Origin of the sequence: Rhodococcus sp. 27YEA15 (genome assembly GCF_049739425.1) — a bacterium.
Taxonomy (GTDB): Bacteria; Actinomycetota; Actinomycetes; order Mycobacteriales; family Mycobacteriaceae; genus Rhodococcus_F.
Window position 1 is genome coordinate 3,186,104 of record NZ_JBMHHW010000001.1, and the last position, 20,480, is coordinate 3,206,583.

Annotated in this window: 39 protein-coding genes; 1 reads left to right on the plus strand and 38 read right to left on the minus strand. The window is 62.2% G+C overall.

Annotated elements, in window-relative coordinates; translation table 11 throughout:
• Window positions 1-19: 19 nt before the first annotated feature.
• From ABH922_RS15015 to ABH922_RS15115, 21 genes are all read right to left on the minus strand, one after another.
• Window positions 20-331, minus strand: a complete 312-nt coding sequence (locus ABH922_RS15015; protein WP_424807676.1) for a hypothetical protein — start codon at window positions 329-331, stop codon at window positions 20-22.
• A 41-nt stretch (window positions 332-372) separates the two neighbouring features.
• The gene (locus tag ABH922_RS15020) at window positions 373-630 is read right to left on the minus strand and encodes a hypothetical protein (protein ID WP_424807677.1); all 258 of its coding nucleotides are present in this window, start codon (window positions 628-630) and stop codon (window positions 373-375) included.
• A gap of 67 nt (window positions 631-697) precedes the next feature.
• Complete coding sequence (locus tag ABH922_RS15025; protein WP_424807678.1) at window positions 698-1,078, minus strand: hypothetical protein; 381 nt, start codon at window positions 1,076-1,078, stop codon at window positions 698-700.
• A gap of 180 nt (window positions 1,079-1,258) precedes the next feature.
• The gene (locus ABH922_RS15030; protein WP_424807679.1) at window positions 1,259-1,483 is read right to left on the minus strand and encodes a hypothetical protein; all 225 of its coding nucleotides are present in this window, start codon (window positions 1,481-1,483) and stop codon (window positions 1,259-1,261) included.
• Window positions 1,484-1,859: 376 nt separating this feature from the next.
• Window positions 1,860-2,582, minus strand: coding sequence for a hypothetical protein (locus tag ABH922_RS15035; protein ID WP_424807680.1), 723 nt, complete (start codon window positions 2,580-2,582; stop codon window positions 1,860-1,862).
• Window positions 2,579-3,169 carry a metallophosphoesterase family protein gene (locus tag ABH922_RS15040; protein WP_424807681.1) on the minus strand — a complete coding sequence of 197 codons (591 nt, stop codon included), beginning with the start codon at window positions 3,167-3,169 and terminating at the stop codon, window positions 2,579-2,581. Before ABH922_RS15040 ends, ABH922_RS15035 begins: the two co-directional genes overlap by 4 nt.
• Window positions 3,166-3,561 carry a DUF6221 family protein gene (locus ABH922_RS15045; RefSeq protein ID WP_424807682.1) on the minus strand — a complete coding sequence of 132 codons (396 nt, stop codon included), beginning with the start codon at window positions 3,559-3,561 and terminating at the stop codon, window positions 3,166-3,168. Before ABH922_RS15045 ends, ABH922_RS15040 begins: the two co-directional genes overlap by 4 nt.
• A gap of 490 nt (window positions 3,562-4,051) precedes the next feature.
• A complete protein-coding gene (locus tag ABH922_RS15050; protein ID WP_424807683.1) occupies window positions 4,052-4,321 on the minus strand; it encodes a hypothetical protein in 270 nt (89 codons plus the stop codon).
• Window positions 4,321-4,662 (minus strand): hypothetical protein, encoded by a 342-nt coding sequence (locus tag ABH922_RS15055; protein ID WP_424807684.1) that lies wholly within the window; start codon window positions 4,660-4,662, stop codon window positions 4,321-4,323. The genes ABH922_RS15050 and ABH922_RS15055 overlap by 1 nt, the downstream gene beginning before the upstream one ends.
• Window positions 4,663-4,855: 193 nt before the next feature.
• Complete coding sequence (locus tag ABH922_RS15060; RefSeq protein ID WP_424807685.1) at window positions 4,856-5,197, minus strand: hypothetical protein; 342 nt, start codon at window positions 5,195-5,197, stop codon at window positions 4,856-4,858.
• Entirely contained in the window at window positions 5,190-5,600 is a 411-nt protein-coding gene (locus tag ABH922_RS15065; protein ID WP_424807686.1) for a hypothetical protein, read from the minus strand. The genes ABH922_RS15060 and ABH922_RS15065 overlap by 8 nt, the downstream gene beginning before the upstream one ends.
• Complete coding sequence (locus ABH922_RS15070) at window positions 5,597-6,133, minus strand: 3'-5' exoribonuclease domain-containing protein (protein WP_424807687.1); 537 nt, start codon at window positions 6,131-6,133, stop codon at window positions 5,597-5,599. Before ABH922_RS15070 ends, ABH922_RS15065 begins: the two co-directional genes overlap by 4 nt.
• Entirely contained in the window at window positions 6,130-6,498 is a 369-nt protein-coding gene (locus tag ABH922_RS15075) for a hypothetical protein (RefSeq protein ID WP_424807688.1), read from the minus strand. Before ABH922_RS15075 ends, ABH922_RS15070 begins: the two co-directional genes overlap by 4 nt.
• Window positions 6,491-6,808, minus strand: a complete 318-nt coding sequence (locus ABH922_RS15080; protein WP_424807689.1) for a hypothetical protein — start codon at window positions 6,806-6,808, stop codon at window positions 6,491-6,493. Before ABH922_RS15080 ends, ABH922_RS15075 begins: the two co-directional genes overlap by 8 nt.
• Entirely contained in the window at window positions 6,805-8,502 is a 1,698-nt protein-coding gene (locus ABH922_RS15085; protein WP_424807690.1) for a hypothetical protein, read from the minus strand. The genes ABH922_RS15080 and ABH922_RS15085 overlap by 4 nt, the downstream gene beginning before the upstream one ends.
• A gap of 141 nt (window positions 8,503-8,643) precedes the next feature.
• The gene (locus ABH922_RS15090) at window positions 8,644-9,015 is read right to left on the minus strand and encodes a hypothetical protein (RefSeq protein WP_424807691.1); all 372 of its coding nucleotides are present in this window, start codon (window positions 9,013-9,015) and stop codon (window positions 8,644-8,646) included.
• Window positions 9,012-9,191: a hypothetical protein gene (locus tag ABH922_RS15095; RefSeq protein ID WP_424807692.1), complete on the minus strand. Its 180-nt coding sequence runs from the start codon at window positions 9,189-9,191 to the stop codon at window positions 9,012-9,014. Before ABH922_RS15095 ends, ABH922_RS15090 begins: the two co-directional genes overlap by 4 nt.
• Window positions 9,188-10,012, minus strand: coding sequence for a DUF5131 family protein (locus tag ABH922_RS15100; protein ID WP_424807693.1), 825 nt, complete (start codon window positions 10,010-10,012; stop codon window positions 9,188-9,190). Before ABH922_RS15100 ends, ABH922_RS15095 begins: the two co-directional genes overlap by 4 nt.
• 88 nt (window positions 10,013-10,100) lie before the next feature.
• The gene (locus ABH922_RS15105) at window positions 10,101-10,427 is read right to left on the minus strand and encodes a hypothetical protein (RefSeq protein WP_424807694.1); all 327 of its coding nucleotides are present in this window, start codon (window positions 10,425-10,427) and stop codon (window positions 10,101-10,103) included.
• Complete coding sequence (locus tag ABH922_RS15110) at window positions 10,424-10,993, minus strand: hypothetical protein (RefSeq protein WP_424807695.1); 570 nt, start codon at window positions 10,991-10,993, stop codon at window positions 10,424-10,426. The genes ABH922_RS15105 and ABH922_RS15110 overlap by 4 nt, the downstream gene beginning before the upstream one ends.
• Window positions 10,990-11,238: a hypothetical protein gene (locus ABH922_RS15115; RefSeq protein ID WP_424807696.1), complete on the minus strand. Its 249-nt coding sequence runs from the start codon at window positions 11,236-11,238 to the stop codon at window positions 10,990-10,992. The genes ABH922_RS15110 and ABH922_RS15115 overlap by 4 nt, the downstream gene beginning before the upstream one ends.
• A gap of 234 nt (window positions 11,239-11,472) precedes the next feature.
• On the opposite strand from ABH922_RS15115, the gene ABH922_RS15120 reads away from it, so the two are divergent.
• On the plus strand, window positions 11,473-11,700 hold the full coding sequence (locus tag ABH922_RS15120; protein ID WP_424807697.1) for a hypothetical protein: 228 nt from the start codon (window positions 11,473-11,475) through the stop codon (window positions 11,698-11,700).
• A 499-nt stretch (window positions 11,701-12,199) separates the two neighbouring features.
• Here the strand turns inward: ABH922_RS15120 and ABH922_RS15125 are convergent, their stop codons facing one another.
• From ABH922_RS15125 to ABH922_RS15205, 17 genes are all read right to left on the minus strand, one after another.
• Complete coding sequence (locus ABH922_RS15125; protein WP_424807698.1) at window positions 12,200-13,351, minus strand: DNA cytosine methyltransferase; 1,152 nt, start codon at window positions 13,349-13,351, stop codon at window positions 12,200-12,202.
• Window positions 13,348-14,166, minus strand: coding sequence for a helix-turn-helix domain-containing protein (locus ABH922_RS15130; RefSeq protein WP_424807699.1), 819 nt, complete (start codon window positions 14,164-14,166; stop codon window positions 13,348-13,350). Before ABH922_RS15130 ends, ABH922_RS15125 begins: the two co-directional genes overlap by 4 nt.
• Window positions 14,163-14,663 (minus strand): WhiB family transcriptional regulator, encoded by a 501-nt coding sequence (locus ABH922_RS15135; protein WP_424807700.1) that lies wholly within the window; start codon window positions 14,661-14,663, stop codon window positions 14,163-14,165. Before ABH922_RS15135 ends, ABH922_RS15130 begins: the two co-directional genes overlap by 4 nt.
• Window positions 14,660-15,016 carry a hypothetical protein gene (locus ABH922_RS15140; protein ID WP_424807701.1) on the minus strand — a complete coding sequence of 119 codons (357 nt, stop codon included), beginning with the start codon at window positions 15,014-15,016 and terminating at the stop codon, window positions 14,660-14,662. Before ABH922_RS15140 ends, ABH922_RS15135 begins: the two co-directional genes overlap by 4 nt.
• Window positions 15,013-15,912: an ATP-binding protein gene (locus ABH922_RS15145; protein ID WP_424807702.1), complete on the minus strand. Its 900-nt coding sequence runs from the start codon at window positions 15,910-15,912 to the stop codon at window positions 15,013-15,015. The genes ABH922_RS15140 and ABH922_RS15145 overlap by 4 nt, the downstream gene beginning before the upstream one ends.
• Window positions 15,909-16,490 carry a hypothetical protein gene (locus ABH922_RS15150; protein ID WP_424807703.1) on the minus strand — a complete coding sequence of 194 codons (582 nt, stop codon included), beginning with the start codon at window positions 16,488-16,490 and terminating at the stop codon, window positions 15,909-15,911. The genes ABH922_RS15145 and ABH922_RS15150 overlap by 4 nt, the downstream gene beginning before the upstream one ends.
• A complete protein-coding gene (locus ABH922_RS15155; RefSeq protein WP_424807704.1) occupies window positions 16,483-16,794 on the minus strand; it encodes a hypothetical protein in 312 nt (103 codons plus the stop codon). The genes ABH922_RS15150 and ABH922_RS15155 overlap by 8 nt, the downstream gene beginning before the upstream one ends.
• A 264-nt stretch (window positions 16,795-17,058) precedes the next feature.
• A complete protein-coding gene (locus ABH922_RS15160; RefSeq protein ID WP_424807705.1) occupies window positions 17,059-17,229 on the minus strand; it encodes a hypothetical protein in 171 nt (56 codons plus the stop codon).
• A complete protein-coding gene (locus ABH922_RS15165; RefSeq protein WP_424807706.1) occupies window positions 17,226-17,495 on the minus strand; it encodes a hypothetical protein in 270 nt (89 codons plus the stop codon). The genes ABH922_RS15160 and ABH922_RS15165 overlap by 4 nt, the downstream gene beginning before the upstream one ends.
• Window positions 17,492-17,794 carry a DUF6197 family protein gene (locus ABH922_RS15170; RefSeq protein ID WP_424807707.1) on the minus strand — a complete coding sequence of 101 codons (303 nt, stop codon included), beginning with the start codon at window positions 17,792-17,794 and terminating at the stop codon, window positions 17,492-17,494. The genes ABH922_RS15165 and ABH922_RS15170 overlap by 4 nt, the downstream gene beginning before the upstream one ends.
• On the minus strand, window positions 17,787-17,999 hold the full coding sequence (locus ABH922_RS15175; RefSeq protein ID WP_424807708.1) for a hypothetical protein: 213 nt from the start codon (window positions 17,997-17,999) through the stop codon (window positions 17,787-17,789). Before ABH922_RS15175 ends, ABH922_RS15170 begins: the two co-directional genes overlap by 8 nt.
• Window positions 17,996-18,412: a DUF3310 domain-containing protein gene (locus ABH922_RS15180; RefSeq protein ID WP_424807709.1), complete on the minus strand. Its 417-nt coding sequence runs from the start codon at window positions 18,410-18,412 to the stop codon at window positions 17,996-17,998. Before ABH922_RS15180 ends, ABH922_RS15175 begins: the two co-directional genes overlap by 4 nt.
• On the minus strand, window positions 18,409-18,765 hold the full coding sequence (locus ABH922_RS15185; RefSeq protein WP_424807710.1) for a hypothetical protein: 357 nt from the start codon (window positions 18,763-18,765) through the stop codon (window positions 18,409-18,411). Before ABH922_RS15185 ends, ABH922_RS15180 begins: the two co-directional genes overlap by 4 nt.
• A gap of 39 nt (window positions 18,766-18,804) precedes the next feature.
• Window positions 18,805-18,963, minus strand: a complete 159-nt coding sequence (locus ABH922_RS15190; RefSeq protein ID WP_424807711.1) for a hypothetical protein — start codon at window positions 18,961-18,963, stop codon at window positions 18,805-18,807.
• Window positions 18,960-19,142 (minus strand): hypothetical protein, encoded by a 183-nt coding sequence (locus ABH922_RS15195; RefSeq protein ID WP_424807712.1) that lies wholly within the window; start codon window positions 19,140-19,142, stop codon window positions 18,960-18,962. The genes ABH922_RS15190 and ABH922_RS15195 overlap by 4 nt, the downstream gene beginning before the upstream one ends.
• Window positions 19,139-19,951, minus strand: a complete 813-nt coding sequence (locus ABH922_RS15200) for a phage antirepressor KilAC domain-containing protein (protein ID WP_424807713.1) — start codon at window positions 19,949-19,951, stop codon at window positions 19,139-19,141. The genes ABH922_RS15195 and ABH922_RS15200 overlap by 4 nt, the downstream gene beginning before the upstream one ends.
• The gene (locus tag ABH922_RS15205) at window positions 19,948-20,439 is read right to left on the minus strand and encodes a hypothetical protein (protein WP_424807714.1); all 492 of its coding nucleotides are present in this window, start codon (window positions 20,437-20,439) and stop codon (window positions 19,948-19,950) included. Before ABH922_RS15205 ends, ABH922_RS15200 begins: the two co-directional genes overlap by 4 nt.
• Window positions 20,440-20,480: the final 41 nt, after the last annotated feature.

Below are 20,480 nucleotides of genomic sequence, written 5' to 3' on the forward strand. Positions count from 1 at the left end.
TCCCAACGAATCCCATTGCCTATGCCGGATCGAACTCGTCCATGAGGACGGCCCACGCACGCCCTTTCAGTTCGAGAGTGTCGGTGGAATGCGTTCCGTATCGGTAATCGGCCCCGCCCACTATGGAGCGGAACACCAGCAGCCGTGAGCCCGGCAGTTTGAGGGTCCACACTCGACGTGCGGCGAAGACGCACGATGCGTGGGTTGCTCGCATCTCCCAGTCTTTGATCTCGACCGGGCGCATCCATCCGCTATAAATACTGCGGGACAGCCACCCATATCCAGCGACGAGTCCGAACGCGACAAGCGCCACGAGTGGCACTGTCAGCATTCCAAGTATATACACCTGCACGTTCATTACCTCCGACTAGATCACTGATACGTCAAGCCGCTAACCGCCTTCTGGGCACGCTCTCGGCGCCGCTTGCGGATGCCGTACAGATGCGATCCGCCGTACAGCAGCGCGGACACGATGAACCACCATTGCTCCGACGACACCGCGTAGGCGATCCAGACGGCTTGAATCCCGATTCCGATGGCAGGACCGAGGTAGGCGGTGTAGCTGCGGTAGGCGAAGAACATGCCCGACGCACCGAACGCGGTGAGGATGAACGACCACCAGAGACTCATCACACCACCCAGAACACGATGAGCGCCCACACGATTCGGACGGCCTCGATGAAGTCACGGATTGCGGTCACTTGCTTGCCTCACGGAGGCGAATCAGTTCCTCCTGCGCCACCCGAAGCCGTCTATCGGCCAGACTCCTGGCCTCGACAGCCAGAAGGCTTCGCTCGCCTCCCCGGATGCGGTATATCCGCGCTCGATACATCTGAGCATTGAGGATGTCCATCTCCGCCCGCAGCATCTCAGCATTCGTCACTTTCGGCACAGCCATCTCATCCAGCTCGGCGGCAACACCATTCAAGATCGAGTCGACATTAATGGGTGTGAATACGTTGACCACTGTCGAGCCGCTGACGAAGGCCAGGGTGGCGACGAGTTCGAAAACAAGCTCACGCTGCTCATGATTCAGCGACCGGATGCGCGCGCCGATATCTTCGTATGTTGGACTCACACCTGCCCCCATTCCTTGCCGCACTGACAGATACGGATGACCTCGAAGTCGGTCTCGTTGAACACGCCATCACCGCGGAACCCAAGATCTGGATACCAAGGCTTCGGCTCCCGCATCCGATGGCAGTCCACGAGACCGCAACCAGGACACGGACACCAGGCAGTGAAAGGCTCGATGAGACTAGGCATTGCCGTCTGCGGCCAGCGCATACTCGTCGGCGCGTCCAGTCTTTGTGGTACCGGCGAATGCCTGCGCGATTGCCTGCATCCCCCGCGACATGGCTGTGCCCAGTTCGTTCATGGCTTTGGTGAAGTCTCGTCGGGCGCAGTATCCGCGCACGGCAGGATCGAGACCACACAAGACGCGCATCTCGTCGTACGGGATTGGAGCAATGGGTGCAGCCATGCGAACCTCCTGGAAGTTACTCACCAAAGAACCGCGCAGGTCAGCGGCAACTATTCGGAAATTCCGAACAGTTCGCTGAAATAGAAGTAGGCGGGCAGTTTTACAGGCTCATACCCAGGAGGTGACGGCCAGAGCATCCCGGAGGACCACTGGCATTCAATTGTGCGGCTACCGATCTCCCCGGATCACCGCGTACCCCACTGAAAGCGGGGACGATTACGCCCCGCCGACCGCGTTGGCAGTGACGGGGCAACCCCGGGCGCTGGCAAGCTGCTCGCAGGGCATGCGGCACAGGGAAGACCCCGAAGGGAATGTGCCACAGGATTCAGACGCCAAGAATAGCGAAAGCGCGACCAGTGATGATTCACTACCCGCGCTATGCGACAAGCATAGCATTCGGGGTGCGGATACCGCTACGCGAACGAGTCGACTTCCTCTCACGCACAGGAACCTCTAGGTGTTTCAACAGCACATCTGCGAGTAGAAAAACCTCAGCCTTCGTCATCACCCCGCACCACTTCGCCGCAATGTGCCCACCTTTACGCAGTGAATCCACCCGATTCAACGTCAGCCCCGCATACTCCGGATACTGCCGCCCCAGGATCTCGCACACCTCCACAATCCCCGCCCGGTGCAGCATCTTCCGGCCCACGCGCTCGAGAACGTCGAACTTGTCCTGCTCGGCAATCTCATCCTCCGGCGGAATATCCATCGCCCGCCGGCACTCCCTCATCGCCACCTCGATCGACGGCAACGCTTCCTCCGCGCCCTCAGTCATCGCCAGAGACGCCAGATTCCGGCGCAACCACAGCGCCACACCAGCAGTCGACGCAGAACCTGTGTACACCAACCCACGGGACTCGCACACATGCCGAGCCCAACCCGCCAGCTCATTCCGCAGCCTGTCCCCAGCATCCGACGCACCCACGTTGAACGGCAACGGCTGCACGTTCTCACCGGACGCGATCTTCGCCCCACCCTTGCCTATTCGGTCCTGGCGCGTCACAGTGACCGCCAGATCCTCCACCAGGGACGGAACCTCCCCCAGCAGCTTGTCCAGCATCGCCCGGTCATCACGGCCTACGAAGTAGATGGTCATGGTCGCTCCTCCTCCGTCACGATCACTGCCGCAATCTCTTCGAGGCTCACCGGCCGCTTCCACGTATCCCAGCCGACATGCAACTGGCGGGAGTGGGGCTCGGTGAGCGGTTCCGCCTGGTGGGTGTGCCCGTGCAGCAACCACATCCCCTCATCCCGCAACCGATACGCCTCCGCCCGATCAACATCCGTGTGATCGCCCACGTACGGGAAATGCGACAACATCACATTGCGGCCCGCGACCTTCCGCCGAGCAAACGTCTGCACCGACGAAAACACGTCCAGGAAACGACGCTGATGCTTGTGGGCGTCCCGATGCATCGAATGACACGAGTCATGATTGCCAGCAATCAGATGCAGCTCGTAGCCCCGCGACAACACCTCGAGAATCTCCAACGCCCGAGCCTCCGAACGACTACCGCCTGACGACAGGTCACCCAGAATCCACAACTGGCCACCCTTACTGAGAGTGGACGTGATCGACTCCACCAACTCGGCATCATGGTCGTCAATGCTCGAGTAGCCGCGAATCTCCGCAATCATCGAATGGCCGAAATGTAGATCGGACGTGAAATAGACCGTGCTCACAGTGCCCAGCTCTCGTCATAGTCGGGATGATCGGCGTAGGTGGACGCGAGGTGCGTCAACGTCACAGTAAGAGCGTCTACGTGCCCCCCAGCCTTAGCGGCAGGCAGCCCATTCCCTCGCATGTGCGCGTAATACTCCTCGGCCTCACGGGCTTGGGCCAGAATCGCCCGCTTCGCCGCGACCTCGCGAAGGATGCGGGCAGGATCATGACGGGCGAGGTGAACGGTGGTCGGAGTTGAATGCCCCGGCACATCAGTGCTGTCCCACACGATCAGCCCCTCGTGCGGGACTGCATTCACATGCCACCCGTCTTGCCCGTGATGTTTGGCGGCGTCTCGCGCTACCGCTTCATCCTCCGCGATCCGAGCCTCGAGAAATTCGACAATCCCCATGCTCAGAGTTCCCCCTTCAGCGCCGCAGTAGCCATCGTGAACCGGTAGCGAACTTCACGCAGCACGCACCTGACGCGATACCGGGCCGACTCCAGCCGAGTCATCCGAACAATCTCCCTCGGAGGGCCAGGTATGACCATTGCCCCGACTGCGCCCATGAATCCGGACCCAAAGTCTGAAGGCATTCCACTCCAGGTGTAGCCCGTCAACGGAACGAAGCCCTCCCCGAGGAACCTCGACTCGCCACTCTGCATCTCGGCTATGCAACCCTCACTCCCGACTGAGCAACTCTCGCCGCAGACATGTCGATCGCCCATCGTGAAATCTCGACCGATCAGCATCGGCTCACCATCCGGTATCTGCATCATGCGATCCCCACTCTCAGACGGCCTGCCACTACCCCCGATTCTACCACGGCAAACACCGCAAATCACACCGGATAGGTTGGCGCACAACATCACTCGCACGCCAACCCATCCAAGTGGTCAGATTACTTCACTCTCGCGGTCGGTCCGTATTTCGTCCGTCGAGTGCGGCCCGGATTGTCGGCCCAGAACGGACGCTCAGGATCCGGTGGACGCTTCGGCGGATAGGCCACAACGGGCGGCAGGTTGAGATACTCCACCGATACCGTGAAGGCACTCTCGGTCCGAGTGTCGACCGTCTTGCCGCCGAACTCCTCGGCCCCATCGGGCGTGAACTGGATTTCATTGACAGTCCCGAACGGCTTCCCGTCGATGTAGACAGTTCCACGCTCCATCACTCACCACCCGGAGTGAACAGGACGCGGATCGGGTCTCCGTAGGTGCCGCGAATGACCTCGGCGAGTTCGTCGGTCGGTAGGTGGCCGGGGTAGCCGACGACGTGCCGTTTATCGCGCGCCGCCATGATCATTCCAATCTCGCCGTCCGGGAGCTTGATCACCGACCCGACCGGCAAAGCCTCCAGTTCTTCGACGGTCTCCACCGCACGAGGTCGGGACCAGCCAGCAGCCAGCAGAGCATCAGCGGCCTCCTCGAAATGACCTGGATGGTACTGACGCCAGTCCGGGTCAAGTTCCTTCTGCATCGCCTCGGCCAGTTCGTCTCGTTGCGTGCTCACAACTCCCCCTCGGGAACTCGCCATTCGTAGACTTCGCGGTAAATCACTTCGCAGTTCTCGGGGTCGGGATGATCGAGCATCCATTTCTCAGCGTCCGCACGCGATGTGTGAATGTTCGGGTATGTCAGCAGGCGTTTGTAGCAGACAGCCCACTGGATTTTGCACGCTCCCATTCGCATTCCTTCGGTCTCACTCACTGCTGTTCCCCTTCCAAAGCTGCGCGGAGGTCGGCCCAAACCTTCTTCTGGCCGGAGGCGTATCCGACATCGATGTACGTCGCTTTGCGTCCGAGCCCTTGGATGACTCGCGGGATGATGGCCTCCACCCTCGCTACCGTGGCCTCGGCAGCCTCAGCGCGGGCATTCAGTGCCGTCGTGTGCTGCTGCACCACCCCAGCCACATGCGCGGCCCATTCGCGTGGTGTCGCGAACCTCTCTCCGCAGTCGCATGTGATCCAATCGCCATCGTCGTCGATCTCGTGTACCGTCCAATGCCCCGCGATCAGCTCGGTCAGGCCGGCCACCGGATCAGACATGCCACTCCCCAATCTCCGCAGTCTCCACGCGGGCAACACAACCCCACTCGATGAGCTGGTCCACTCGGACCTGCGCGGCACTGCGCACGAAGAAATGTCGGCGAGTGAGTGACGGCACCACAAGCAGTGGAGGCCACGGCACGTCTCCCTGGATGCCCTTGCCCTGGCGCTGCGGTGAGTCGTATCCGTGTCCGAACGGTCCGTCATCCTCGGTGTAGAGGTATTCGGATATGTCGGGTACCCAATCAGGCGTTGGGTCAGGGTCAGTCGGGTTGTCGTACTGGTCCACGATCAACTGCCAGAACTCTTTCGACTGCTCCGTGAACGGCTTACCGTCTTCGGTCGGGTAGGACTCGACTACGACGCGGAACACCTTTCCCCGCTTCGGATCAGGCGCGGTCACGACGACACCTCGGACGCATGCTCGAAGCACGCCTTCAGGTGTCGCGCATCTGCCAGCGCATCATGCGCTCCGGCTGCTTGCTCCGGGATCTCGGGTCGTCCGAGATCATCTAGGCGCTGCTGGAAGTCCCGCGTGTACATCGGCAGACCCTTCGGTAGCCGGATCATCGGGCCCCAAAGTTGCGCGAGTGCGACATGATCGTACGCACCAAAGTCGGCCCACAGTTCCGGGTCCGGTCCAGCGAGTAGGAACTCACGCACCTCGTTTGCGATAACCCACTTCGGTTTCACGAGAGTCGAACTCAAGTCCAGTGACCAGAGCCATCTCGACGAACCCTGCGCAGGCTTGCCGCCCGCAAGCGGTAGGTGCGGGATGACGTTCTTGCACAGCCAGTCGTTAGTTGAAATCCGGTCCTGATCCATATCCGAGTTCACGGCGTAGTATTCGCGACCATCGTCAGCGACAATCCCGATGCTGATCAGGTCGATCGTCCTGCCGTCTTCCAGAAACTCAGTGTCATAGAAGCACTTCATGGCTTCGTCTCCAATGTTCGGGTTAGTACTGCCGTCAGGTCTCGGTACAGTCGCCAACGGTCCCCGGTGGCGCATTCCGGTAGGTCTCCGTCGTCGGAATGGTCGTAGCGGTCGAGGACGCTCAGCGCCTCTGCCACGGTCGCCCTGAGTGCCTGCACCCCGGCAACCAGAGCGGGCACCAAAGTCCGGGCAGCAGCGATGAACTCGGCGTCAGCGATGTCCAACAACCCGTCGACCATGATGTCCGGCAGCCACTCCCCGCCGATGTACGTGTTCTCATAGAAGCGCTCTTCCGTCTCGACCCGCCACGGCCCACTCGTCGCTGCTGCTGCCAGCGCGGTCGCCCGCTCAACAATGTCAGTCATGATGCACGTCCTGCGCGGGATGTGTGATGGTGAATGAACCAGCATTTTGGATACCGCCGGCGAGAACGTAACCGTAGATCTTTCCTGCCTTTTCCTCGATCGCGACGTCGATCCATCCCGATGCGAGTAGTTGCCGCGCATAAACCTCGATGCGGTGCGCGACCTCATTCCAGTTCGTTAGGTCGCCTGGCCATAGCGGTTCGTAGTCGATGACGATTCGGTGCTGAACGTCCGCGACGGGGATGCGCAGCTCTGGCAGGTTGTGCGTCCTGCCGATGCGCTCGAACGTGACAACGAGGTCCGCGCTCACGCTTTCCCCTCCTTGGCCGCAACGAACGGGGCGTACTTCCGGTTGATGTACAGGACCGGGAGGATCGCCGTTTCAGGCGTGACCCAGTTGTCGCCGTCATACGTCCATTTGTCGCCAGCTCGGTCAATCAGGGTGAGGTGCTTCGGAGCCTCTGAGATGCCCTGCCACTTGGTTTCGGCGGGGGCCGCAACGAACGGGGCGAGTTCTTGCATTGCGAACTCGGATACGGTCGATGGCCGGCCACTTGCGAGGTAGATGATTCCGCCGTGATTGACGAAATAGCCGGATCTCGGGTCACCTTCGCTCCGGTACTTCACACCCTCCGGCACTGCATCCCATGTCTGCCACTTGGTTTCGGCGGGGGCCGCAACGAACGGGGCGAGTTCTTGCATTGCGAACTCGGATACGGTCGATGGCCGGCCACTTGCGAGGTAGATGATTCCGCCGTGATTGACGAAATAGCCGGATCTCGGGTCACCTTCGCTCCGGTACTTCACACCCTCCGGCACTGCATCCCATGTCTGCCACTCGGTTTCGGCGGGGGCAGGGGTGACCGGAGGGGTGGAGGTGCGCAGTATGTCGTAGATGTCGCTGGTGTAGATCCCTTCACCTACACGGTCACAAGCCATCTCGATGCTTGTCAGCTTCGCTTGAGCTGCATACAGAGCCGCTTTCGTCTCCTCCGCTTCTGCGGTCGGGGCCTTGTCGGCGCGGGCAGACGCATCGAACGGGGCGGACGAACTATTGCATTCCGTGCAACTGTTGCCGCTGACCTGCTCAGATGCGGGCCAAAGTCCGAGATGCGCGATGGCTTCCCGGATCGCTTCAGCAGCCGCTTCCGCCGGATCGCCCTGATCCGCAACCATGTCCCAGTCGTGCAAGCCGACCCCCGCCTCCACCGCCGCATCGACAAGTCCCTCCCATATGCTGCCGCGTACCTGCTCGGATGCGGGCACCTTGGACTTCTTGACTGACTCCCACGCTTGCAAGGGGTTTCCGGCGACGTCCTCGGCGGGTTCGGCAGGGGCGGGGAGAGCGAATGGATCAGCCCAGGGCTGCGGGAACTTCGACCAAGGAACCTCCACGTACGGGCCGGAGGACGGAAGGAAGTCGCTTTCCGCCATCGGCTTCGACCAGTACTTAGACGCACCTAGAGAAAGTCTCAGTTCCCTGAAGCGATTGCGCACGAACAGGCTTGAACCTTCACCGCCGTGCGTGTGGAGCAGGGTGTTGTTCGGTACGTCCTGGATTGCCGGGAAGCTGCGACGTTCCTCGGCGGGTTCGGTTGCCGGGAACAGGGCGCGGAGACGGTCACGCGGCCCCCACCACTCGGTGTCGTGATCCCAGTCGGCATTCACCACCGTCCGCACGTCTTCCACCAGTGCGGCAGTAAAGCCCATACCGCCCTCAGGGATTATGCAGCCACTTAGTAGCTCAAGATTGACACGCTGAGCTTCCACCTGCTCGGCGGTGAGTGCCAGACCGCCGGCAGGGGCCAGACGGCCCGTGACCTCCAGCATGCGCAGCACCTCACGGATACCCGCACGAGACACCTCCCGCTGATCTTCGGTGAGCGCGTCCCAGGCGAGCGTCGGATGCAGTGTGTCGATGTCCAGTGCGCGGGACTGCGCTGCGTCATGCCTCCACAGCGCCAGATCCTCGACGAGATCAGGATCGAAATCAGTGCCACTCATTGAAGCCTCTTTCCGGATAGCCCGCGATCGGCGAGCGCATTGAATGTCAGGAAACTTGCGTACGCCGAACCCACGGCGAGGGACACGAAAACAACTGCGACAGAGAGGATTTGATACCACGATTTTACCAGGACAGTCACGTCATTTCACCTCTACGCGCTGGCCCGAGATCAGGGCAACGAGGTCGCGAACAGTCATGTGAACCCACTGATCGAGCGGGTCCGTCGTGCCCCTCCGCTTGGCAACGACAACGCCGGCTAGGGCGTCGTCGTTGCCTGCTTCGAGTTGCGCCTCGCGAGTCCACTGCGGGAGCGATTGCGTGGCAACGTCTTTGCATTCGATCACCAACCGTTGTCCGTGGATTCGGACCCCGCCAATGTCACCACGGTCTTTCGCGCCGGTCTTCACGCGACGGTCGATGCGGTCATCGTCGAGGGCTTCGGCGAGCCCGTCGGCAATGAGCCGTTCGAACCGTGCCCCGGCGGCTTTCGCGGATGCTCTGCTGCGGCTCACTCCTCCACCTCGACTCGTGCGAGCTGGAAGCGGTCACGACGGCGGAGCATGGCTGCGGACTCACGTAGTGACTTCAAGTCCTCCACCCCGTCGTCTCGACCCCAGTACGGGCCGTAGACGTGGTCTGGGATTCCTCCGCCCTGGCCGGTTTCGAGGATGACGTAGATATCGGTCATGCGGGCACCCCCGGAAACTCGTCCCAGGTCCGTCCGTCGAGTTCGCGCCCAGCCGCCTTCTTGCCGACGCGCTGTGATGACGCATCCCATTCACCCCACTGTTTGAACAAGAACGGCACGGCAGCCTCGACGCACTGATCCCGCAACGACGCCGCCCACTCGGGATGCATCGGCCGTGCATTGCGGCCAGACTCACCGCCGACGATCACCCAATGCAACATCCGGTTCGCAGCCAGCCGGTCACCTGCCCACTCCTCACCATCTCCAGGATGGAACTTGGCGAGCGACTGGCGAAGGTTGATCGGCCCGAGCAGCGGCTCAGCACTGATGAACCGGACCGCAGCCGGAGTGTCGAGCAGCGCCGGAATGCGGATATCCGCCCACTTCTGGTCCTCAGTCGAGACGCCCAGCCAGACGTTCGGGAGCGGGTTGGAGAGCCATGATATTTCGGTCGCCCACCGGGTCAGGAGCGATCGCATCCGGGCGTGCCGTTTCGTGAGGATCTGGAAAGTGTGCTGAGACGCCTGGGCCATCACACCGAACACGCCAAGAATGAAACTCTCCGGCACGTCATCGTGGAACAGGTCACTCATCGAGTTCACGAAGATCCGCCGCGACTTCTTCCACTTCAGCGGTTGGTCGATCTTGTCCGGCCGGAGCTGGAGGTCGAACCCGCTCTCGAAGTAGTGTCCAGGTGTGCCACGGAAGCGCTCACTGAACGTCTCGGCGTAGCAGTTGTCGCATCCGGGCGAGACTTTCGTGCATCCGGTGATGGGATTCCATGTGGCATCAGTCCATTCGATGCCGGTCTTGTCGCTCATGCTGCCTCGTTCCACAGTCCGTGGCGCACGATTTCCGCCCACCATTCGGGGTCGCAGGTGATGCAGGCGCAGGTGTCGGGGTGGTGGTTCATGCTGGCTCACCGCCTGGTAGGTGACTACCGAACCAGTCATCGGAAACTAGGCAGTCCCTGACATGCTCCGAATGGGGCTTGCACTCGACGTCGATTGCCCGCTCCAGAGCGCGATGGGTGACCGTCTTGACGTGCCACTCGACCTCGTTGGTCGTCAGGACTGTGACGACGACGGATTTGTGCTTATTCATGAAGTCGAGGAGTTCCTGTGCGAGTGGGTGGTCATCTGGGAGTGTGAAACCTCCGGCAAAGGGCGCAATGGAGTGCCCTATCGGAGCGCGCTTGGAATCCCATGCGCGAATTAGAACTGGCTTGACGTTCATGCTTGATCCTGTTCTCGTGTGCTGTTTCCCGGCGCTGTGCTGCCCGTGGGCGCACTAGCGGGGTTGGGGTGGGGTGATTGCCCGAACTCGCCGACAATGGCCGTCAGAAACCGCCTACGGTCCGGGGATGCCTTCAATGCCTGCCGCTCAGCCAGACGTGACCGCAGCGCCGTGTCCTGATCCGCCGTAAGCGGCCTCAGTGGACGCCTGCCGAGCGCAATCCGCCTCGCATAGGTGTGAGCCTGCGGAGGCGTCAAACCGAGCTCCTGGAGGATGTGAGACGCCTCCTCCATCAACTCCCGCTTCGCCTCCGGGAGAGCCTTCAACGATTCGAAGTACGCGGCGCGAGCGTGTTTCACGATCGACGCGGGCAGCGGCTTGAAACCCTCGTCCGCGAGCCGGTACGCCCGAGCCACACCCGCGAGCAGATCCTCACGAGCGAGCCCGGACTCCGCGAACACCTCCGCCCACGCCATCACGATCGACTCGCCACCGTTCGGGAACCAGGGATCGTTCGCCGCGCACTTCGCCAGGACCAGAGCGGCCGTCTGCTGGTGATCGTTCACAGGATTTCCTTCTGGTCAGAGATGTTCGCGAATGCGAGGTAGCCGGCGACTTTGGCGTCTTGACGGGAGACTCCGGCAGGTTGCGCCCCGGGGCGCGCGGTTGGTCGTGCCCGCCGGACCCAGTTCCGCCACGTCGCGTCCCAGTCGAGTTTCACGCCCTTGGCTCCAGGCTGGGCGATCCAGTAATCGCGGAAGATTCTGAGCTCTGCGGCGAGGTCGATGTCCGGACGTTCGGAGGCGATCATCGCGTTCAGGGATTCGGTCGGGGTCCAGTCGCTTGAGATCCTGGCGCCACGCTTGCGTGGTGCAGTCTCTTTATCCTTTCCCTTCCCATCCCTTCCCTTCCCATCCCTTCCTAGGGGGAGTTGTGGTGAGTTTGGGTGAGCCACATCGCGACTCGGGTGAGTTTCGGCGAGTGTCAGTGAGTCTCGGTGAGCGCATGCCGGGCATCGAGTTTTCCATCTCGGATCGATCTTCTGATGGTCCTCGAACCGTGTGACGTGCAGATATGTCCGCCCGTCGAGATCCTCGACACGACTCACGCGGCCCGAATCGAGCAACTCCGACAGCAGCGCCACGATGTCGACATCGTCCATCGGGAGTATCTGCAACTTCAATTTCATCGCATCATCGGCCACATGACCGTGATCGCACATCGTGAAATTCCACATGCCGATGTAGAGCAGTCGAGCGAAGGGGGACAGTGAAACGATGTTCCCATCGGTCCAGAAATCCGGTTTTATCGTCCGGATGCGAGCCACTAGTCCCCCTCGGTTGGTCGGTGAAATGTGCCGTCGTCGGCGAGGAGAACAGGCTCGGAATCGTGGACGAGTAGCACGGGAACCTCGTCGGATCGGCGCCGACGATTCATGGACACGAGCCAGCCGTGACCCTCGGAATATGCGCGGGCCGACTCGATGAACGCATGGCACGCCAGGCAGACGTCGACACCGTTCGCGGCGCCACTAACCCATGCCAGAGTTGAGCCTCCCGAGCCGCGGGGACGGCGGTGATGGATATGCACCGCCACCGCCCCACGGCACTGCTGCTGAACCTCACAGCGGCCACCGGATCGGGCGTGGATGAGGACTTTAACTGCTGGAGGGAATCCGGTATCACGGGTCCGTTTCCGGGGCGGCGGTGTCGTCTTCTTCGCCCGGCTACGTGCTGATGATGTGCGGGCGGTGAGAGGTTTTCTGCGTAGGCTCATGCTGCGACCTCCATTCGAGTCAGTAGTGACGAGTACGCGGTAATCGCCTGCTGTGGGCACACGCCGTTGCCGATGGCCTTGAGTTGGTGGGCGCGCGAGATTCCGGGGACCGCGGTGACATGGCCGGCGGGGAGGCCCATCATCCATTCGGCGAACTCGGCGTTGAGTTGCGGCTTTCCACTCCGGTTGAGCCTGGTTGGTGCGGGCGCTGGTCGGGTCAGTCGTTCCCAACGTCGAATAGCGGGTCCGTAGTTGCCCCAGTTGATTCCGGGAAGTAAACCGAAACTGCCGTCAGTGACGGATCTTTCCGCCTGGCCTCGCTCGGGCTGTTGTTGTCCCGGAAGTCGTTGGCTTTCGGTGTCGGGAGGAAATCCAGCACCACGCCCGGCAGTAGCTTTTCGTTCGATCGCGATCCGCCCCTGCGCTCGTTCGTCCCGGTTGCGTTCCCCGCTGTCGGCGTTGGGGGCACTGACGAGGATGAAAACCCGCTCGCGGTGGTGGGGGGCGCCGACGTCGGAAGCTCGTAGGCTCGTCCATTGCGCGTCATACCCGATTTCGGCCAGCGTCCCGAGAACGGTGGCGATTGCTCGCTGAACAAATCGGTCTGCGCGTCTTCGTCGATCCACTGCCCGTTTGTGCTGTCGAGTGACGCGAATGGCCGCAGCTCGTCGCCCTCGTTCATGGTGGGCGTCCTTTCCTTTGTGACCGTTGATGTGTTCGAGGGCGCGCTCGAGTCGAGCGACTTCCCGGTTCGCCGCGATCAGCTCATCGCTGTCCGGCTCGCCTTGGGCAGTGAGCAAGCCTGCGACGTTTTCAATCAGCACGTAACGCGGTCGGAGCCGACGAATCGCATACGCGAAATGCGCCCACAACCCAGACCTGGTGCCTTCCTGCAGCCCCGCGCGTTTCCCGGCCGCAGATACGTCCTGGCAGGGGAATCCGCCTGCGAGGATGTCGACCGGCTCGACCGAGTTCCAGTCGACTTCGGTGACGTCGCGGAGGTTCGGCACAGTCGGCCAGTGGTGGGCAAGGATCTTCGACGGTGCGTCGTCCCATTCACAATGCCACGCCACCGACGAGCCGGGAAACAATTGCAGCGCAGCCAAATCTAGTCCGCCGTAGCCACTGAACAGTGAACCGATCCTCATGCTGCGGCCCTCAGTCTCGTGACGGTGCGGTCGCTGATCCCCAATCGGGTCGCGATCGCAGCCGCAGACAAGCCCTTCGCAGTGAGGAGGATTACCGCCTCGTACTGCTCTCGCTTCGGAGCGCGGCCCACATGACGACCCTCCAGGAGTCGTTGCACCAGAACCTCATCCAGTGGACCAGTCGGCTTCATGCGAGCCGACTTGCCTAGCGCTGTCCGCGGCGGCGTCACTCGCGGGTCGTCGATGTCGTAGCCCTCCCACTCCATCGGGAGCAGGAAACCTGATCGGGCGGCCAGCGCGCGAGCGCGAGCATGAGGCGACCCGATCAGTTGGCCGACGGGAGTGGATGACAGCTCGTCGTACAGATCACGCACCGCGACCCAGCGCGCGTATGTGCATGTCGGCCGACGGAACGATTCGAGGAGGTTCTGACGTTTCGTGCCGAGTCGATCAGCCAACTCGGGGACCGTGAATCCCAATGCCCGCAGCGCCTGTAGCCGTCGAACCGCTCCGGCTGAGAGAACATTTGCCTGCGCAGGATGCGGGTGCACGCTGACGCCGAGGATGGCATTCGCGCGATCGAACAAAACCCACTCGTAGGTTCCATCCTCGATGAACGTCACCGTCTGCTTGCTGACGCCGGCCGCGTTGGCGATCATCATCCCCGACATGCCAGCCGCGCGAAGCTCTTGGACGTGAGCCTGAACCCGCGCAGTCGGCACACGCGCGGGGATGCCTTGAATCTGACGGAGCCTCCCACGGCGCCGAGTCGCCTCACGGCCCTGATTCCACGGAAGTTTGACTGGTGCGGTCATGCCTTTGCCTTCGCTTCCTTCGACTTCCGCTTCGAGGCGTGCTGGCAGGTTTTGCAGTAGCGGGCCGTCATATCTCCGGGGCTGACTCGAATCCCGGTGTTTTCGTCCGTGAACTCGTGGCCGTGTGTGCAGTGGGTTTTCGCGGCCATGGCGGTAGCGCCGCCCAATGGTCGCGGTGGTGTAGCTTTCGCGCTGTCTGGGAGCTCCACGCCTTCGGCTTCTGCGATGGCGACGAGCCTGGCGCGCTGGGATCGGGTCATCCTGTAGTCGATGTACACGCCCGCGCGGATCCCGTAGGGCTCGCTCGCCATGACCGCTTCAGCGGCGCACTGTCCGATGACTGGGCATACTCCGCAGGTGAGGATTACGGGGTCGGAGGGCTTCGGCTGGCGTGTCGGGAATACTGCGTCATAGTCGCCTGTACGGGCGCAGAGGGCTTCCTCGGTCCATGGTGCGCCGTTGAGCAGGTTGAGCAGGGGTAGGTACGTGGAGGTCATGCGCCCTCACCTCGGCCGGCGACGTTGTATGCGGATCTGACGGATGCGCCGAGGGACTGCCAGGCGCGGAGTTCGGATTCGAGGGCTTTCGCCTGACGGTCGGAGTACCGGTAGGCGGCGTCCTTCTCGTCGCGGATCGCTCGGGCCTCACCCGTCGCGATCTCGGCGGCGTACTTCTTCTCGTGCGCCGGTCCTGAGTGGCACATGTAGGCGCGCGCGTACTCGCGGTCGTACATGCGGTCGGCGTCGAGGTAGGCGGAGTAGGCGTTGGCGCAAATCGTGACACCCTTGGCAATGTTGTTGGCGCAGTCGCGGATGCCCTGCTCGACAGCGACGGGGTTGAAGTCGGTCATGCTGCGTCACCTGCCCCTGCAACAGGCTGCTCGGGCAACGATTTACCGAGCGCGACAATGAAATCGCGGAGAACGGTCGGTCGGCCGTCGACGTCGAGCGTCGGAGCGTTCGACATCTGCGCTGCCTCGACCTCGCGGAGGAGTGCAAGCAACTCGTCACGGGAGCCACCTTCGGCGCGTGCTCGGTAGTCTGCGATGGACGGAACCTCGACACCCTCCGACAACCAGTCGGAGATGGTCCGCGCCAACTCCACGCCGGGATGCGCAATGGCCTGCCCCGACAGGGACGGGATTCGAGACTTCGAGATGGTCAGACGATTGTCGTGGTCAAGGTCGCCGATGACGTCGAACTCGTACTCGATGCCGTCGCGTTGGATCGGCTTCATGCCGACCTTGCGGGGCTCCTTCTTCCCTCGGTCGTTCTCCTCGACGACATACTCAGTCTTGGTGCGGAGCGTGGCGATCACATGGCCCGGGTAGGTGAGCAGGGCGTCGATCATCTGTTTTTCCTCGGGGCCGACGGCCTTCCATCCGGAGGTGAATTTGTTGGAGCCGCTGCGCTTGTCGACCTGCTCGAGCATTCCGTCGGCGCCCATCCAGTAGTGCGACAACGAGTCGATGAGCACTGCGCCGTACCCGGATCCAGCGGCGACGCCGAGTGTTTCTACGAGCGATAGCGGGGAGAACTTGCTCGGAGCGACTGTGTCGAATGCCCAGCCGTTGAGTCCGACGTACTTCGATGCGGATCCTCGCTCGGTGTCGATGACGGCGACACGATCAGAGAGCGCGGTGGCGAGAGCGAGTCCGGTGTACGTCTTTCCTGAGCCGGACGGGCCGCATAGTGCGATGCGAGCCTTCGACGCCTTCTTTGTGGCGGGGGTGAACTCTATGGTCATGGTCGGGTCTCCTGGGTTGGGGCTTCGATGGCGAGGAGCGGGGATGACTGGAGCAGCTGGTCAGCGAGAGCCTGCGCAGCCGCATTCGGGCGCACCGAGATCTTGCCCGCAGGGCGAGTTACCGTGATACCGGGGATCGTGCGACCGGGGATTAGCGCCTCTTTTTTCGTGGTGTCGATCAGCCACTTCGGGATTACACCCTCGGTGATGGTCAGCAGCTCCGGGGCGTGCTCGCACAGCACGGCGTACACCTGCGGTAGGTCGTCGAGTTTGTACTCCACGTCGAGGTCTGCGGCGCGGGTTTCGCGCAGATACGCTTCGAGAGCGTCCTGATCTGTGATCGTGGCGACCGGCTCCGGAAAGCTCTTCGACACGGTGCCGAGCTTCTGCTCCACACCGTCAGCGTCGATGTACATCGCGGTGCGCTTATCGCCCTTCGGGAGGATTTCGTCGAGCTGGACGGCATTCGCGGATTTCGTTGCCATGACGGCCTTGACGATGGATGCGACCATCACGGCGCGGTTGACGAGATCTTCGGTGGCTTCGACGTCGATGACATCGGCTTTTGAGTCAGGCATGGTGCACTCCAATGGATGTGAGGATTTCCTGAAGTCGTTCAGTGGGGATGGCGATGGCGGCGAGGTCGTCCCATCGGCTCGATGCGGTTGGTCGATCGTCGTCGGCTCTCGAGATCAGGAGCGTCACTTTCGAGGCGTCCCGGTACGCGAGGAGTCGGTGGTGGCCGTCGATGTGCGTTTCGACGACGGGGCGCGGGTAGCGGCGGTTGTCGGGTCGGGGTCCGCCGTTGATGTGGCAGTGCAGCTCGTGCTGTGGATATCCGAGGACCGTTCCAGCGCAGGTGCATCGGGGGTTATGACTCATCGGACATTCCTCTCGTCCAGGGCTTGGTCGACGAAGTGGTCGGTGTCGCGGATGTCCCACTGATCGCAGGGGTCGTCCAGCGGGTCGGGGTCGGGGTAGGTCATGCGACACCACCGATGTAGACGATGTTCCCGATGTTGACGAAAACCAAAGCGAGCCAAAAGATGACATGCCCAGTCTTCTCTGCGTGAAAGTTCCTAGCGACCTCTACCGCGCAGAGCATTAGGCCGATGCCAGACAGGATTGCGGCCAGCATGTAGACACTCATCGCCGTTCTCCGTTCTTGTAGTGCGACACCCAGTAGGTGACGAGGAAAATCTCGCTGGACCGCTGGACGATTTCGATGGTGGGGAGTCCGTCCCGTTCGGCTCGCGCGAATTCGCGTTGGCCGATCTGCTCCCAGTCGCCCATGCCGGGTAGGGGTTTGGGGATCATGGTCGCTCCTCGAGTGCGCCGACAGTGGGTGAGATCCAGTACGGAGTTCGGTTGCTCGCCGTCAATGTGCGCTCGCCATGTTGGGAGATGAACTTGATCGACGTGGGCGGGATTTCGCGGCCATCGACGCGGAACACTTGCGGCCAGATCGGTTTCATGTCGGCCCCGTAGATGAACATTCGGGTGCGCCCAAAGTTCCGCTTCCTCGCCCGGTATTTCATGAGGGGGAAGAACTCCGGGACGCGTGGGCGTTGACCTCTACTCATGCGGTCACTGCCGCTGCACGGAGGGCTGCAATGACCTCGATAGCGGTGCGGCCCTCGGCGTCATTCCAGGCGGGGACGCTGCTGTACCCGATTTTTCTGCGGACAGCGAACACTGCGTCCCGCCACACAGTGATGGATTCCGTCGAGGCCGGGCCTGCGAGTGTCAGGCCAGCGGCCTCGTTGATTGCGCCAATCGCGCAACGGCAACCCGTAATGCGGTCGACTGCTTTCCCTTGCGTCCAGCCATCCTGTTCGAGGATGTCGGCGGCGGTGTTGAGGATGGTGGATACGTCAGTCATGGTCGCCCCAGTGGCTCGGATGGTTGGGTGTGAGTTGCGCACGGAGACGGGCGTTCTCGGCCCAGGCGAGGTGCGCATTGAAACGGGTGAACGCCAGGACCGCGAGCAGAAACGCAATGAGTGGATTCCATGCGAGTAGGTTGATCAGTGCGGCGACGAGCAGTATCGCGATGCCAATGCGGTCGACGGTGGGCATGTTTCTCATGCCGCCACCGCAACGAACGGGGCGCGGCCCTGCATCTCCCGGTCGCTAGCCTCCGAGACCTTCACTGGCACGTTCGCGGACGATGCTCTCGTGTAGTAGCGCGTGCCCCCATGGTTTTCCCACAAGAACCACGGCGTCCGATTACTGGTGTACTTCACACCTTCCGGCACCGCATCCCATGTCGGCCACTCGGTTTCGGCGGGGGCAGGGGCAGGGGCACGCTTGGATAGTTCGCGATCGATGTACCAGCGCGCCTTCTCGAGGTCTTGTGTCGCAGAACCTTTCAGGTCGGCTCGCCAGATGTACTTGACTGCGTTCCCGAGGTTGAAGCCCATGTGCTCGGTGATCTGGATGCACTCGACGCCGCTCGGATGGTCGGTGTAGTGCGCCGGATGGTTGACTGGATCGCTCATGCCGCACCGCCGATCGGGGCAATGGCGTAGATACCGGCGAGGACCAGAACGATCAACGCCGACAGGACCGCGGACACGATCACGCCACGACCGGCAGCGGGGGTAGCGGATGTCTCGTCGGCGAACCGGATCACGCCGTTCTCGATGGTGATCGCGTCGAGGTCGCTCTGATCGGTGTCGCCTTCCGTTGGCCAATCCACGTCCAGGGCAGTCGACAGGGCGTCGTGGATCGGGGTCGGTTCGGCCTTCACGTCACCGAGGACGGCGATCGGGAGAGCCGCGAACAGCGGGCTGAACTTGTGACGGGTCAGGCTGTATGGGGCAACTACTGGGGCGATTTGGGCATGCGTCATCGCAAAATGTCCTTTGCAGGGGGGAATGGGGGTGGAGGGTTACGCGGGGAGGATGTGGAGCTCGTCGCCGAACGCGCCGGCGGTGCCGCCACCGACGAACTCGATGCGGTAGTAGCCGCCATACTCGCGATCACACGTCTGAGCGGGCTTCACAGGCTCAATGGATTCGACGGGAAGGCCGTCGTAGTGGACGGTCATGCTGCGGCCTCCACTTCTGCCGCCATCTTGTCGGCCGCAGACTGGAATAGTCGCCGCATTACAGCGCTCTGCTCCGAGTTCCAGACCGGCATAGTCGCGAGAACCTTCTCGAGATGCCGGGCATCGTCGTCGGTCCAAGGTGCGCGCTTCGGGAGGATCGGCGGGGCGATCGGCTTCATGCCGCCTCCTGATCGCCAGCCACCCAGCGGGAGACGGCCTTCGCAATCGCCTGGGCGCCGGGAGGGGTGATCTTCAACGTGTGCATGACCTCGCCACGAAAGCGGGGGGCCTTATGCTCTTCGATACGGCGGAAGTACGACTTCTTGTTCGAGTACTCCGAGTACCGGTTGATGGTCTCTTTTTTCTGCTGCGATTCAGACCAGCGCGTAGCGGTCTCGACGTAGATCCATCCGTGCTCGATCAGGATCTTGCGAAGCTCGGACTCTGGAGTCTCGAGAGTGGATGCTACGGTTCGGAAGCTGAGGAGGTCCGCGTCGGTAACGAAGGTGTCAACGTACTCCGCCTTCGGGGCGAGTTCAGAGACCTTCGCTTCGAGTGCCAGTCGTTCAACCTCGGCTGCGCGGGCGATCTCGATCAGGTCCAGCCGCGACAGCTGGGCGGGCTTCGGTGTCGCCTCAGCTTCGCGGGTGCGGATCGCGAAGTATGCCTGTGCGGCGGCGACCTCGGGCTTGCGAGGGTCGCCATTCATTGCCACGAGGTAGCAAGCGAAGCGGGAGAGGCGGAAGTCTTCGCGCGGCTTCGTTCCCCCCGGGAGATTTTCCCGGAGGCGGGAAAATCCTGACTGCTGCCCCGAGTTCTGCGCGGTCGCGATTGCCCGATCAATTGATCCCGTGAACCGCTCCCATTTGTCGTATCCGAGTAGCGGCATGAGATCGCGTGCCGACCAGAACTCGGGGCCGTCTGGACGGACCTGGCGGATCGAATCGAACGGGGACTCGATGTGACTGAAGAGGTCGAGTTCGCTCATGCTGGCTCACCGCCGTTGCGGATGAACTCGATCAGGTCCGACTCGGCGGCTACTGCCGCTTCGCGTGCAGCGTCGAGGTTCCGGGCCGACTCCTTCGCTGCCTGATTGGCCTTGTCGTAAATCTTCTTGACCGTGCGCAGGTCCGTCGCAGCGTCCTCCGCTGCCGAGACGAGCGACATGAGCGTGACCTTCGCGTCCGATTCGGGGAGGACGGGCTCGGTGATACCTGCCGAGTTATGCCCAACCCTGCTGGTGTGGAGTTCGCCAGCGCCCTGGGCCATTCCTATTGCGAACCCCCACTCAGCCCTGCGCGCCCGCTCTGCGATGGGCTTCACTAGCGCGTCAATATCGTTGACAATGGAGCGGCGCATGTCGCGTTCACGGCGCTCTGCGCGAGTGAGTCGCCCCGTGGTGCTGCGTGCAGGCAGGATTGTGGCGACCAGCTGAATGCGGAGCCTAGCGAGGTCGGTTGCGATAGAATCTGACATCAGATTCCTTTCTTGTAGATTTGGGATTGACTTAGCCGCCG

Excerpts from the sequence above, each read along its gene's own strand:
- ABH922_RS15125 (WP_424807698.1), bottom strand. The coding sequence starts at position 13,351 with ATGAGGATCGGTTCACTGTTCAGTGGCTACGGCGGACTAGATTTGGCT.
- ABH922_RS15155 (WP_424807704.1), bottom strand. The coding sequence starts at position 16,794 with ATGAGTCATAACCCCCGATGCACCTGCGCTGGAACGGTCCTCGGATAT.
- ABH922_RS15185 (WP_424807710.1), bottom strand. The coding sequence starts at position 18,765 with ATGACGCATGCCCAAATCGCCCCAGTAGTTGCCCCATACAGCCTGACC.
- ABH922_RS15095 (WP_424807692.1), bottom strand. The coding sequence starts at position 9,191 with ATGACCGATATCTACGTCATCCTCGAAACCGGCCAGGGCGGAGGAATC.
- ABH922_RS15070 (WP_424807687.1), bottom strand. The coding sequence starts at position 6,133 with ATGAAGTGCTTCTATGACACTGAGTTTCTGGAAGACGGCAGGACGATC.
- ABH922_RS15190 (WP_424807711.1), bottom strand. The coding sequence starts at position 18,963 with ATGACCGTCCACTACGACGGCCTTCCCGTCGAATCCATTGAGCCTGTG.
- ABH922_RS15015 (WP_424807676.1), bottom strand. The coding sequence starts at position 331 with ATGCTGACAGTGCCACTCGTGGCGCTTGTCGCGTTCGGACTCGTCGCT.
- ABH922_RS15085 (WP_424807690.1), bottom strand. The coding sequence starts at position 8,502 with ATGAGTGGCACTGATTTCGATCCTGATCTCGTCGAGGATCTGGCGCTG.
- ABH922_RS15115 (WP_424807696.1), bottom strand. The coding sequence starts at position 11,238 with ATGATCGCCTCCGAACGTCCGGACATCGACCTCGCCGCAGAGCTCAGA.
- ABH922_RS15030 (WP_424807679.1), bottom strand. The coding sequence starts at position 1,483 with ATGGCTGCACCCATTGCTCCAATCCCGTACGACGAGATGCGCGTCTTG.
- ABH922_RS15165 (WP_424807706.1), bottom strand. The coding sequence starts at position 17,495 with ATGAGTAGAGGTCAACGCCCACGCGTCCCGGAGTTCTTCCCCCTCATG.
- ABH922_RS15075 (WP_424807688.1), bottom strand. The coding sequence starts at position 6,498 with ATGACTGACATTGTTGAGCGGGCGACCGCGCTGGCAGCAGCAGCGACG.
- ABH922_RS15050 (WP_424807683.1), bottom strand. The coding sequence starts at position 4,321 with ATGGAGCGTGGAACTGTCTACATCGACGGGAAGCCGTTCGGGACTGTC.
- ABH922_RS15180 (WP_424807709.1), bottom strand. The coding sequence starts at position 18,412 with ATGAGCGATCCAGTCAACCATCCGGCGCACTACACCGACCATCCGAGC.
- ABH922_RS15205 (WP_424807714.1), bottom strand. The coding sequence starts at position 20,439 with ATGTCAGATTCTATCGCAACCGACCTCGCTAGGCTCCGCATTCAGCTG.
- ABH922_RS15060 (WP_424807685.1), bottom strand. The coding sequence starts at position 5,197 with ATGTCTGATCCGGTGGCCGGCCTGACCGAGCTGATCGCGGGGCATTGG.
- ABH922_RS15170 (WP_424807707.1), bottom strand. The coding sequence starts at position 17,794 with ATGACTGACGTATCCACCATCCTCAACACCGCCGCCGACATCCTCGAA.
- ABH922_RS15130 (WP_424807699.1), bottom strand. The coding sequence starts at position 14,166 with ATGACCGCACCAGTCAAACTTCCGTGGAATCAGGGCCGTGAGGCGACT.
- ABH922_RS15135 (WP_424807700.1), bottom strand. The coding sequence starts at position 14,663 with ATGACCTCCACGTACCTACCCCTGCTCAACCTGCTCAACGGCGCACCA.
- ABH922_RS15120 (WP_424807697.1), top strand. The coding sequence starts at position 11,473 with ATGGTCCTCGAACCGTGTGACGTGCAGATATGTCCGCCCGTCGAGATC.
- ABH922_RS15145 (WP_424807702.1), bottom strand. The coding sequence starts at position 15,912 with ATGACCATAGAGTTCACCCCCGCCACAAAGAAGGCGTCGAAGGCTCGC.
- ABH922_RS15100 (WP_424807693.1), bottom strand. The coding sequence starts at position 10,012 with ATGAGCGACAAGACCGGCATCGAATGGACTGATGCCACATGGAATCCC.
- ABH922_RS15150 (WP_424807703.1), bottom strand. The coding sequence starts at position 16,490 with ATGCCTGACTCAAAAGCCGATGTCATCGACGTCGAAGCCACCGAAGAT.
- ABH922_RS15035 (WP_424807680.1), bottom strand. The coding sequence starts at position 2,582 with ATGACCATCTACTTCGTAGGCCGTGATGACCGGGCGATGCTGGACAAG.
- ABH922_RS15105 (WP_424807694.1), bottom strand. The coding sequence starts at position 10,427 with ATGAACGTCAAGCCAGTTCTAATTCGCGCATGGGATTCCAAGCGCGCT.
- ABH922_RS15160 (WP_424807705.1), bottom strand. The coding sequence starts at position 17,229 with ATGATCCCCAAACCCCTACCCGGCATGGGCGACTGGGAGCAGATCGGC.
- ABH922_RS15045 (WP_424807682.1), bottom strand. The coding sequence starts at position 3,561 with ATGGGGATTGTCGAATTTCTCGAGGCTCGGATCGCGGAGGATGAAGCG.
- ABH922_RS15195 (WP_424807712.1), bottom strand. The coding sequence starts at position 19,142 with ATGAAGCCGATCGCCCCGCCGATCCTCCCGAAGCGCGCACCTTGGACC.
- ABH922_RS15020 (WP_424807677.1), bottom strand. The coding sequence starts at position 630 with ATGAGTCTCTGGTGGTCGTTCATCCTCACCGCGTTCGGTGCGTCGGGC.
- ABH922_RS15140 (WP_424807701.1), bottom strand. The coding sequence starts at position 15,016 with ATGACCGACTTCAACCCCGTCGCTGTCGAGCAGGGCATCCGCGACTGC.
- ABH922_RS15200 (WP_424807713.1), bottom strand. The coding sequence starts at position 19,951 with ATGAGCGAACTCGACCTCTTCAGTCACATCGAGTCCCCGTTCGATTCG.
- ABH922_RS15175 (WP_424807708.1), bottom strand. The coding sequence starts at position 17,999 with ATGAGAAACATGCCCACCGTCGACCGCATTGGCATCGCGATACTGCTC.